Annotated in this window: 10 protein-coding genes and 2 tRNA genes; 8 read left to right on the top strand and 4 right to left on the bottom strand. The window is 43.1% G+C overall.

From position 1 onward, the window contains the following. The coding region (locus tag JNK13_09975) for a sodium-independent anion transporter (protein MBL7663064.1) at nucleotides 1-201 on the bottom strand (201 nt) is incomplete at its 3' end. 104 nt (nucleotides 202-305) lie between these two features. Between JNK13_09975 and JNK13_09970 the strand changes: the two genes are divergently transcribed. The 3 genes from JNK13_09970 (at nucleotide 306) to JNK13_09960 (ending at nucleotide 3,238) form a co-directional block, all read left to right on the top strand. Beyond that, nucleotides 306-1,577, top strand: a complete 1,272-nt coding sequence (locus tag JNK13_09970; GenBank protein MBL7663063.1) for a HAMP domain-containing histidine kinase — start codon at nucleotides 306-308, stop codon at nucleotides 1,575-1,577. Beyond that, entirely contained in the window at nucleotides 1,550-2,077 is a 528-nt protein-coding gene (locus tag JNK13_09965) for a response regulator (protein ID MBL7663062.1), read from the top strand. The genes JNK13_09970 and JNK13_09965 overlap by 28 nt, the downstream gene beginning before the upstream one ends. Before the next feature lie 75 nt (nucleotides 2,078-2,152). Continuing rightward, a complete protein-coding gene (locus tag JNK13_09960) occupies nucleotides 2,153-3,238 on the top strand; it encodes a hypothetical protein (GenBank protein ID MBL7663061.1) in 1,086 nt (361 codons plus the stop codon). Nucleotides 3,239-3,241: 3 nt separating this feature from the next. Here JNK13_09960 and JNK13_09955 read toward each other — a convergent pair whose 3' ends face one another. From JNK13_09955 to JNK13_09945, 3 genes are all read right to left on the bottom strand, one after another. Then, complete coding sequence (locus JNK13_09955) at nucleotides 3,242-4,318, bottom strand: AI-2E family transporter (protein MBL7663060.1); 1,077 nt, start codon at nucleotides 4,316-4,318, stop codon at nucleotides 3,242-3,244. Next, a complete protein-coding gene (locus JNK13_09950) occupies nucleotides 4,315-5,313 on the bottom strand; it encodes a TerC/Alx family metal homeostasis membrane protein (GenBank protein ID MBL7663059.1) in 999 nt (332 codons plus the stop codon). The genes JNK13_09955 and JNK13_09950 overlap by 4 nt, the downstream gene beginning before the upstream one ends. A 129-nt stretch (nucleotides 5,314-5,442) precedes the next feature. After that, the gene (locus JNK13_09945; protein MBL7663058.1) at nucleotides 5,443-6,333 is read right to left on the bottom strand and encodes a LysR family transcriptional regulator; all 891 of its coding nucleotides are present in this window, start codon (nucleotides 6,331-6,333) and stop codon (nucleotides 5,443-5,445) included. A 102-nt stretch (nucleotides 6,334-6,435) separates the two neighbouring features. On the opposite strand from JNK13_09945, the gene JNK13_09940 reads away from it, so the two are divergent. From JNK13_09940 to JNK13_09920, 5 genes are all read left to right on the top strand, one after another. After that, nucleotides 6,436-6,789 carry an HPF/RaiA family ribosome-associated protein gene (locus tag JNK13_09940; GenBank protein MBL7663057.1) on the top strand — a complete coding sequence of 118 codons (354 nt, stop codon included), beginning with the start codon at nucleotides 6,436-6,438 and terminating at the stop codon, nucleotides 6,787-6,789. A gap of 76 nt (nucleotides 6,790-6,865) precedes the next feature. Continuing rightward, on the top strand, nucleotides 6,866-7,918 hold the full coding sequence (locus JNK13_09935; protein ID MBL7663056.1) for an NAD(P)-dependent alcohol dehydrogenase: 1,053 nt from the start codon (nucleotides 6,866-6,868) through the stop codon (nucleotides 7,916-7,918). Nucleotides 7,919-8,479: 561 nt separating this feature from the next. Then, nucleotides 8,480-8,552, top strand: a tRNA-Lys gene (locus JNK13_09930). Between the two features lie 25 nt (nucleotides 8,553-8,577). After that, nucleotides 8,578-8,659: transfer RNA gene (locus JNK13_09925), tRNA-Leu, on the top strand. A gap of 41 nt (nucleotides 8,660-8,700) precedes the next feature. Continuing rightward, the coding region (locus tag JNK13_09920; GenBank protein ID MBL7663055.1) for a trigger factor family protein at nucleotides 8,701-8,864 on the top strand (164 nt) is incomplete at its 3' end.

The raw sequence follows: 8,864 nt of genomic DNA, 5'->3' as shown, positions 1-8,864 counted from the left end.
AATAAAGCCAGCGAAAATTGCGCAGTAAATCCCAGCCTGTGGGGCTACGCCGGAGGAAATTGCAAAGGCCATCGCCAGCGGCAAAGCTACTAAGCCAACTGTAATTCCCGCAATTAGATCTGCAGTAAAGTCTTTAAGGCTGTATTGTTTTAGGCAAGTAAAGGATTTAGGAATAAATTCTTCGACTAATTGACGAGGCATAACGATATGGCTTTAATTAGTATTTAATAGTGCTTACCGCAACAGGTTTTCGCTTTGTTCTAAGCACTGTAGTATGCATTTACCGGTTAAAATGAACTAACTCAATGAAGTATGTAAGCACCCTAAAAAGCGATTTGAGAATTGATTGGCTCTACCGCTTCCGGATCTTTGGATTTTGTATCATCGTTGCGATTTTTCTTGCGGCGAAGTACTTCCTCAAGCTTTCGCTGAACACAACTCCGTTTTTCGTAATTTGTCTTAGTTTGGTTATTTTGCATTTCGCTTTGCCTCAACTTGCAAGGCGAATCAATTTGACCACTGAAGTATTTCTCGGCAGTTTATTATTACTAGACTGTGCAGTAATTTTTGCTTTGCTTTATTTTTATGGTGGACACACTAATCCATTTTGCATCACCTTTTTAATTCCCTTGATGTTTGCTGCGCAATTTTTGACCACGCCTTGGGTAGTATCGATATTTTGTTGTAGCGTTGTCGCGTATGTCTTGCTTTTTTCGAGTTATTACCCAGTCCATGAATTAGACGTTCATCACATGCATGGCGGGAACGGGCAGTTTTCCTTACACCTTCAAGGCATGCTTGCCGCATTTGTTTTGCTAGCCGTGCACATTGCTTACTCCTTCCGTAAAATGAAACTGGCAGTAGAAATTGCTACCCAGAAATTGCATCAGCGTAGTGCTCAAGAACAACGCTTGAGTTCGCTGGCAACTTTGGCAGCTGGAGCAGCACATGAACTTGCGACTCCACTCGCAACAATCACGATTGCCGCAGAAGATTTATCTCAGCGTCAACCCTCTGCGGATACGGAGCTAATTCAACTTGAGCTTGAAAGATGCAAGAAAATCTTGGCAAAAATGTCAAATTCCGCTGGAGAAATAGCTGGAGAAATGCCGGTTGAAGTAACGCTGGCAAGAATTGTTGAACGCTTAAGACAAGAATACCCGCCAGCAGTGCGCAGCCGACTGCAGCTTGACTGTGTTGAGTGCGAGCAATCAGTGACAATTCCTTTGGAAGGATTTTTGCAAAGTATCAAAAACATTATTAATAATGCGATCGAAGCCTCGCCCGGAAATGCTGCGATTAATATTAAAATTACAGCAGATGATCGAAAGCTGATAGTCTCGGTGCAAGATCGAGGTGAGGGTATTGCGGAACTTAATTTGCCTCGCATCGGGGAACCTTTCTTTACGACGAAGTCCGCTGGTCGTGGGATGGGTTTAGGCGTATTTATTTCTAAGACGTTTATTCGCAGTTTGGACGGTGAGATTGAGTATGATTCGACAGTTGACCAAGGAACGCTAGTGAAAATTGAAATCCCACGTAAGGTTGTATGGACGCAGATGAAAAACTATATTTAGTTGTCGATGACGATGATAACTTTCGGAAAAAACTTACCGAGGCATTAATCCTGCGCGGGCATTTTGCCTTGTCGGCTGCAAATGTAAGTGCTGCACTGGAAATTTGTTCTGCTCACAAGATTACACATGTTGTGCTTGATTTAAAAATGCCGGAAGTTGACGGCTTGTCAGGGCTTTCGATGTTGTTAGATCATGATGCGAACTTGCAGATTGTAATTTTAACTGGCTATGGTAGCATCGCTACGACTCAGGCAGCGATCAAACGCGGGGCCATTTCATATTTGACTAAGCCTTGCTCGGTTCAAGAGGTAATTTGTGCTTTCGATTATGAGCCGCAAGCACAAGTAGAAATTCCTAGTATTGACCAAGTTGAATGGGATCACATTCAAAGAATCCTCTTCGAATATCAGGGAAATATTACCCATGCAGCCAAGGCCTTGAGGATTGATCGCCGCTCGCTGCAACGTAAACTGCAAAAAATCCCACAAAATTTAAAATAAGCTGCGACAAATTGTCGCAGTGACATTTTTCAGCGACCAATGTATCAACTCCGAAGTTATATTTGGAGCAAGACGATGTCCCACAGAAATGTTTTATTGATTGCTTTGGTCTTAGCGCTTGTTTTTGTCCACAGTGCAGCTGCATGTGACTTGTGTGCAATTTATAGCTCTTTGGAGTCGCACAAACCTGCACCGCAGAGACTGCAGCTTACTCTTGCTGAGCAGTACACGAATTTTGATGAAATTCGCGTTGAGGGTAAAAAAATCGAGAATGAACATGACCAGTATGTCCGCAGCTCTATCACGCAAGTCATGGGGACCTATGACTTTAATGAGCGTTATGGTGCCAAATTAATTCTCCCTTATATCGATCGCCAATATAAAAAGTTTGAGGACAATACTACTGAGAAAGGTTCTGAATCCGGCATCGGCGATGTGATCTTATTAGCTAGCTACTTCCCGTATCGCTATGCAGAAAAGGATACATATTTTAGCGCGCAGTTGCTTTTTGGTCTTAAGTTGCCAACTGGGGACACTGCATTGCTTAAACCAGAAGAGCACGATGAACACCATGAAGACATGCCAGCGGCTGACGAAACTGATCACGAAGATGAGGTCGAGCATGATCATCACATGATGGAACACCAAAAAATCCAGACGTTACACGGCGACGAAGATCACGGTGATGAGGGCCATGCAGAAGAGCAAATGGCGCACGCAGTTCACGGGCACGACTTAAGTCTAGGTTCAGGATCGGTGGATGTGCCGTTGGTCCTAAATTTATTTTACGAAGTGCACCGCACGTTTGTGAGGGCTTCAATCAATTATTCTTTGCGTACGGAAGGTGACTACGACTATCGCTACGCTGATGATTTGCTCTGGGATTTTGGACCCGGTCACTACTTCTATATGGGCGAAGATCAGCAAATCGCAGCGCGTCTTAATATCTCCGGGGAGCATAAGGGCAAAGACAAGCGTGACGGTGTGGTCGATCCAGCTACGAGCGTTGATTCAATTTTCTGGGGCCCTGAAATTATTTTAGTCTCAAATAGTAATCTCTTTGCTAACTTCGAGATTGATTTCCCAATCGACTATGATAGTAGCGGAACTCAAATTGCTCCTAGCTATCGCGTGCGTGGGGGCCTGACTTATCGCTTTTAATAGCTAATCTGTTGGAGTATTGATTCTTGCGCCGCCATCGTTCTCCGTCAGCGCGCTCCACAGTGCGTAGCTTGCTGCCATAATTACTGGCCCGTAGAATAGACCAATAAAGCCAAAGGCCAGTAATCCCCCGAGGATTCCAATTACGACTAGATAAAAAGACATATTGACTGTTTGACTAACAAAAATTGGTCTTAAAAAATTGTCGGCGGTGCTGACAATCGCTATACACCAAAGTAAAAGCGGAATTAAAACTTCAAGCTCGCCACCATGGTAATACATCGCCCCAATTGCCGGCAGATATATCAATGGAGCTCCAAAGGGGATCGGGGAAACGATTGTCACTAAGGCCGCGTATAACAATGGCGTGCTCGAGCCGGCAAAGTAAAAACCAATCCCAGCTAACGCTCCTTGCACGAGAGCTGTGAGTAGGATTCCGTAAACCGTGCCAATCAGAGTCGCCTTGAGTGTGACAATAATTGCTTCAGTTTTAGATCCCCCAACATGGTAGGCCAGATCAGCAAATTTCACGCGAATTTTTTCACCATATTTGTAGAGAAAAAACGAGGTAAAGAGTGCAAAGAGGGTTGTGAATAAGGCCTTACCGACACCTTGTAGAGTGCTAGCTAAAGTGGCTGTAATCTTGCCTTGATGTTCAATGACAATCTGCGCTAATTGCGGGCCCGTATAAGCCAAATGCTCTTTGAGAATCGAGCCGATTAGTGGAATGTCGACCAGCAAGCTCTCTAATTTTTGCTTAGAGTCAATCTGTTGACTAAAGATTAGGACCGCATTGAGCTCTTTTGCTAGTTCTCCAAATAATGGAAGAAAGATCGCGAAAATTCCAATCGTTAGTACGCCAGTCATAATCAACGGGGCAGCTTCGGCGAAGCGATTAGATAATTTTCGTAAATAATATTTTAATTGGCGATAAGCAGGCCATGTAGTGATCACTAGCAGCACGGCCCAGGCTAATGCGCCGATAAATGGCTTGATCACTAAATAAGTCAGGGCACAGATTGCAATAATCCCTGCCCATCCGACTAATAGGTTTCGATTTGAGATCGAAAGTTGGGTCATGCAGGTAAAACGCTCTCAGGTTTTTTGCGAAGCAGCGAAGCTGCAATTCCAGTTCCAATGATTGTTGTAATGATTATTAGCGACCAAGAAATTGGGAATTTGCCGCCAAAGGCCTGATTGAGCCAAGCCATTTTTAAACCCACGAAGACTAAAACTACGCCAAGCGCATATTTTAAGAGGTAAAATTTATCGACAACTCCTGCTAGTAGGAAATACATTGCACGTAGTCCAAGGATTGCAAAAATGTTTGAAGTAAAGACGATTAATGGTTCGGAGCTTAGTGCAAAAATTGCTGGCACTGAATCAATTGCAAAAATTATATCGCTGAGTTCAATGAAAATTAAGGCAAGAAATAGCGGTGTAATATAGCGCTTTCCGTCTTGCTTGATAAAAAATTTATCTCCATGAATTTTATCTGTGACGGGTAGCGAGCGTTTAAGCCATTTAATCAGCGGGTTTTTCCCTGGATCAATTGGCTTTTGTGGTGCAAAGAAAATCTTTATTCCAGTTAAAATCAGCAATGCTCCGAAGAAGATTACGATTGCTTTATACTGCATCAGCACCGAACCAACCCCAATAAAAATTGCACGGAAGAAAACTGCTCCAATAATCCCCCAGAACAAAACGCGATGCTGATACTTGGCTGGTATACCAAAAAAAGCAAAGACAATAACGAAGACGAAAATGTTATCAACAGCAAGGCTCTTTTCGACAACAAATCCGGTTAAAAATTCCAGCGCCACCCTTTCGGCAGAAGCGATGGCATTGAAATCAGGGATTTGCGCTAAGCGTGGATCCATCGGGAACTTCCACAGAGCATATTGATAAAACCCGTAATTGAAGATTAAAGCCAGGCTTACCCAGGCGACACTCCAAGTTGCGGCTTCCTTAAAGGAAACTTCATGAGCGTCTTTGTGAAAAACGCCAAGATCGAGGGCCAGCATCAAAGCGACAAAGCCAATAAACGCAAGGTATAGCCACCAATATTCTGAAATTGGAAATAAAATTAACTCGTTCACGTCACCTCAATAAAATAATATTTAGCTAATATGCATTAAGCTCGCTTTAAGGTCGAATAAATACAATCAAACTATATTATAGTTTTTATAAATATATTGTTTCTTTTATGTTTTGTTTGCCGATTGCAGCATTAAATTGACGATAGGGCTCTTGATGCGACGTTCCAGCGAAATTAAGTATAGTCGTTCTTTGATGCTTTCGATCCGTCCGACAAGTTTCAAGTTAAATTCCTTGCATACGTCTTTTTCCACAGAACTTGGAATAGGCAATGCTCCCAGGCCATTTGCGCCAAAAATTTTCATTAAAGCACTGTCGTCAAATTCAGCAGCAATATGCGGCGTAATATTCTGATTCTCAAAAAAGATCGTAAGCTCACGCCGTAAGACTGAGTTTTGACTGGGCAGTAGAATTGGACAGTGATTTAAGCTTCTAGGAAAATTGCGTCGGTGCTTTTCGGCTAAAGATTTTGTGGCGACAAATGAAACAGTAGCTTCATGCGCAAGATGGTTATAGGCTCTGACGCGCGTTGAAGGAGGTAGGGGAGAATCAGCCAGCACTATGTCTAATTCTTGAATTGCCAGAGCAGCCAGGAGTTTTTCGGAGTTATCCTCTGAGCAGGTAATTTTTGGAGTTGGATCAAGCTTAAGGATTGGCGAAATGACCTTATAGGCAAGATGCTTGGGGACAACATCGGCAATTCCAATTCGTAAATGCTCTGTGCGAATAATGCTTTTACCTTCGACAACGTCAATTAATTCATTGCCTAACGCAAAAATTTGTTCTGCATATTTGAAGACGATTGTGCCTGTTTCTGTGAGCACTAAATTTCTGCCGACGCGATCAAAGACTGGCTCACCTAAAGAATCTTCAAATGATTTTAACTGTGCGCTTAATGTCGGTTGGGCAAGTTTTAATATTTTGCATGCCGCAGTGATGCTGCCTGATTTTGCGATGTGCCAGAAGTAATATAGATGATGATAATTAAGCCAATGCATATATATTTATAATTTCAATTTATATAATAATTAATATCTAATATTACTATACATAAACTCCGGGCATAATACAACTAAATGACAATAGAGGAGAATATAATTATGCCAAAAATTAATGTTACTCATACTAATGCAGATTTGGATGACGATCTGCAGGACACTATACATCGTAAGTTGTCGTTCGCCTTAGATTGCTTCGATGAAAATATTCGCGACGTCAATGTAATTGTCTCGGATGTTAACGGCCCTCGAGGAGGAATTGACAAGAAAATTTCAATTCGAGTTCGCTTAATGCCTCGCGGTAATATCGTGTTGACTGACCAGACTTCTAATATTTATGAGGGCATTTCGCATCTAGCTCATGCCGTTAAGGAAAATATTGGACAACGTCTCAGAAAAAGCCGCGACCGTATCAGGAAAACAGAACTTAGAAATGCCCGGGCTCTAGACGCCTAACTTGTTTAGATTGCATAATTGCCAACAATAGTATCTGCTCCCCTGGAGTAAGCTAACACTTTGGAGCTAATGATCTATGACTTCTGTGAAATGTTATGCAGCCTTTAATCCGCATGAGCCATTAGGCCCACTCGAAATCGTTCGCCGCAAAGTCGGTCCGGCCGATGTGCAATTTGCAATTTCCTATTGTGGTGTTTGTCACTCTGACATCCATACCGCGCGTAACGAATGGGCTGGAACAACTTACCCGGTAGTCCCTGGTCATGAACTCGTAGGCATCGTCACGCAAGTAGGTAATCAAGTCACGCGCTTTAAAGTCGGAGACGCAGTCGGCGTGGGCTGCCTTGTCGATTCATGCCGGCGCTGCATAAGCTGTACAGATGGACTTGAACAATATTGTGAAGGTGAGGGGAAGACTTTCACTTATAATAGCCCTGACAAGCATTTTCCCGGACAAAAAACTTATGGCGGCTATTCTACTTCAATCGTTGTTGACGAGAAGTTTGTTCTAAAAATTTCTCCCAAACTTAACCTCGCAGCAACTGCTCCGCTTTTATGCGCAGGCATTACCACGTACTCGCCGCTACGCCATTGGAAAGTTGGCAAAGGACAAAAAGTGGGAATCGTCGGACTCGGTGGTCTTGGTCACATGGGCTTAAAATTTGCCCATGCCTTTGGCGCAGAAACCGTGCTTTTTACAACATCTGAAAATAAAATCGCCGATGCCAAACGGCTTGGTGCTGACCAGGTAGTGATTTCTAAAAACGAAGCTGAGTTTAGCAATCACCTGCGTAGTTTTGATTTTATCTTAAATACTGTGGCCGCCTCACATAATCTCGATCTCTATACTCAGCTCTTGAAGCGCGACGGCACAATGTGTTTGGTGGGATTACCCGAACATGCTCACCCGTCTCCAAACATCGGAACTCTGATCGTTGGTCGCCGTGCAATTGCTGGTTCACTGATTGGTGGAATTAAGGAAACTCAGGAAATGCTCGATTTCTGTGCAGAACATAATATTGTTTCCGACATCGAATTGATTCCAGTGCAGCAAATCAATACTGCCTATGAGCGGATGATCAAAAGCGACGTTAAATATCGCTTTGTAATCGACTGTGCGACGATTTGATCTGCTTGATCTTAAAACGGCGTAGGGCCGATCTACTCTAACTAGGAGAATAATTTACGTGATCTGGACGTGCCAGATAGGAGCTTTTTTAGAAAAACCCTTGAAAAATAAGGCGTTTTGACCCCCTTAACAAATCGTTCTAGTTAGTGTAAAGCTTTTCGCCTTGTTTAGAGGGTTTCACTTTTTAGTGTAGCAACAAAAGGCCTCGCCTACGGCGAGACAGAAGAATATCTGAAGAAACGCTCTAGATTATACTGGTCGTGTAAAAATTAATCTTTACACAACATTACGGAGACTAAATCGGAGTTTTAGTCTCCGGGAGCGCTTAGCAAGCGCTCCTTAGAGCAATCCATTATTTGTTATGTAGAATAGTGAATTGCTCTAAAGTAACAAGATTAATACTTGTGGGTGATTAGCTTCCGCCTTCGCCAAGGCTACGGCGGACGAGCAGTCGCCCGGTTGTCTTAATGTGTGGGTGATTAGCTCAGTTGACCCTATTTGTTTGTCCTGCTAACGCAGGACCTACCAACTGAGCAATAGGGTTGTAGTTTTTTAGATTGTGGGTGATTAGCTCAGTTGGTAGAGCAGCTGACTCTTAATCAGCGGGTCCAGAGTTCGAATCTCTGATCACCCAAACACTTGAAAACGAAGTGACACTCGCGGGAGTGGTGAAATTGGCAAACACACTAGGCTTAGAACCTAGCGCCGTAAGGTTTGTGGGTTCAAGTCCCTCCTCCCGCATTTTTTTCTTTTCTGACTAAAGACAAATTGAACAAAGTAGTATGAACATGGAAGCACGCATCACAGTAGACAAAATTTCAGAAATCGGACGCAAAATTCAGTTCCAAATCCCCAATTCTGAATACTCAAATCATTACACCCAACAACTGAATCGCACTCGAACAAAAGTTTCGATCAAGGGGTTCCGTCCCGGCAAAGCACCTAA

The organism is bacterium (genome assembly GCA_016786595.1).
GTDB lineage: Bacteria > Bdellovibrionota_C > UBA2361 > SZUA-149 > JAEUWB01 > JAEUWB01.
This window is presented reverse-complemented; position numbering and strand designations above follow the sequence as displayed.

Bases quoted from the DNA above. Each gene is read 5' to 3' on its own strand.
- JNK13_09970 (MBL7663063.1), top strand. From the start codon at position 306: ATGAAGTATGTAAGCACCCTAAAAAGCGATTTGAGAATTGATTGGCTC.
- JNK13_09965 (MBL7663062.1), top strand. From the start codon at position 1,550: ATGGACGCAGATGAAAAACTATATTTAGTTGTCGATGACGATGATAAC.
- JNK13_09960 (MBL7663061.1), top strand. From the start codon at position 2,153: ATGTCCCACAGAAATGTTTTATTGATTGCTTTGGTCTTAGCGCTTGTT.
- JNK13_09955 (MBL7663060.1), bottom strand. From the start codon at position 4,318: ATGACCCAACTTTCGATCTCAAATCGAAACCTATTAGTCGGATGGGCA.
- JNK13_09945 (MBL7663058.1), bottom strand. From the start codon at position 6,333: ATGCATTGGCTTAATTATCATCATCTATATTACTTCTGGCACATCGCA.
- JNK13_09940 (MBL7663057.1), top strand. From the start codon at position 6,436: ATGCCAAAAATTAATGTTACTCATACTAATGCAGATTTGGATGACGAT.
- JNK13_09935 (MBL7663056.1), top strand. From the start codon at position 6,866: ATGACTTCTGTGAAATGTTATGCAGCCTTTAATCCGCATGAGCCATTA.